Source organism: Kamptonema sp. UHCC 0994, assembly GCF_029167235.1.
In the GTDB taxonomy this organism is placed as follows: domain Bacteria; phylum Cyanobacteriota; class Cyanobacteriia; order Cyanobacteriales; family Microcoleaceae; genus Kamptonema.
The window spans coordinates 1-1,259 of the sequence record NZ_JARFTR010000193.1; the positions used below are offsets into that span (position 1 = coordinate 1).

2 protein-coding genes are annotated in these 1,259 nt (G+C 37.3%); both read left to right on the forward strand.

The genetic code is table 11. The annotated features are described in order from the left end of the window. Nucleotides 1-179: 179 nt before the first annotated feature. The gene (locus PY364_RS17070) at nt 180-344 is read left to right on the forward strand and encodes a hypothetical protein (RefSeq protein ID WP_275524280.1); all 165 of its coding nucleotides are present in this window, start codon (nt 180-182) and stop codon (nt 342-344) included. 443 nt (nt 345-787) lie between these two features. Next, nucleotides 788-1,259, forward strand: a 472-nt coding sequence (locus tag PY364_RS17075) for a transposase (protein WP_275524282.1), incomplete at its 3' end; no start/stop codon positions are given.

A 1,259-nucleotide genomic window follows, 5' to 3' on the forward strand; every position in this document is an offset into this window, starting at 1 on the left:
AGATTGCCGTTTTTGTCTCTACTTTTACGGAGAAAATTAATGTTTCATCTGTTTGTCTGCTGTCTTCTACTATAACTCCGGGTAGGTTTAGCAGTTTGGTCATTATCTTTTTCATAATTAACTTTGACACCAATTATTTACTAATATTTTAGCATAGTAAGTACGAAAGAGCCGAAGAAGTGCTGCCACCCGATCTAGATGAAATAGTGTTCTGTGGCGGTACTTGCGGTTATCTAGCAGGGCGGTTTCATTCTCGGGTGCGATCGCTAAAAGTAAAAGCGATCGCGCTATCTGATAAGATTTTTAGCGATCGCTATTCTATCAATACTTCGGACAGTTTTTAAATAGGGAAGCGATGCCTACGGCAAGCTTCACTAACGTAGCCCACCCCAGAAACCAAAAAAGTAAGTGTAATCTGAAGCCAAATAAAACAGAAAAAAGGCACTCTTTTAAGTTAAGCTAAAAAAATATACCAGCTTAACAGATTGCCTTATGAATATTATTGAATCAATCTTACAACAAATGCCAGGGATTAGTCAACCCCAAAAGAAGTTTTTAGTAACTTTATTTTCAACTATTTTACTTATCTATGGCAAGGTTAACTTCACGAATCTTAGCCGTTATAGTTCTTTAAGTGAAAAAACCTATCGTCGTCACTTTCTCAAACACTTTAACTTCCCATAGTTTAAGTGTGCAACAAACTCCCTCACGTCCTCAAATAGAACCACCGAAAAAGCCCCGAAAAATTACCAAGAAAAGGCAGTCCAACAATCAGCGCAAAAAACAGGTGTACGCAAGCTTAAACCCTGATATAACAAGAGTTGACGACTATGCTAAACATCTAAAAGATACTCGTTCTTTCTTCCCAAATTCTGTACGTTATTTGGTGGCTGATGGCTATTATTACCGCTCTAAATTCTGGGATGCCGTGCGGGAGTTAAATTTAGATTTTATTGGCAAATTAAGAGTTGATGCTAACCTCCGTTATCTCTATACAGGTGAACAAAAGAAACTGGGCGCACCTCGTAAATATGATGGTAAAAATGCCTTGTTATTTAGCACTGATATTCATCTCTCTCCTGAACAAATTATTGAATATTATCAGGCTCGTTTTCAGATAGAATTTGTGTTTCGTGATGCCAAACAATTTACGGGCTTATCTGATTGTCAATCTCCTCATCCCCAACGGCTTGATTTTCATTTTAATGCCAGTTTAACTTCTCTTAACTTAGCCAAATATCAGGCTTATAATTGTCACT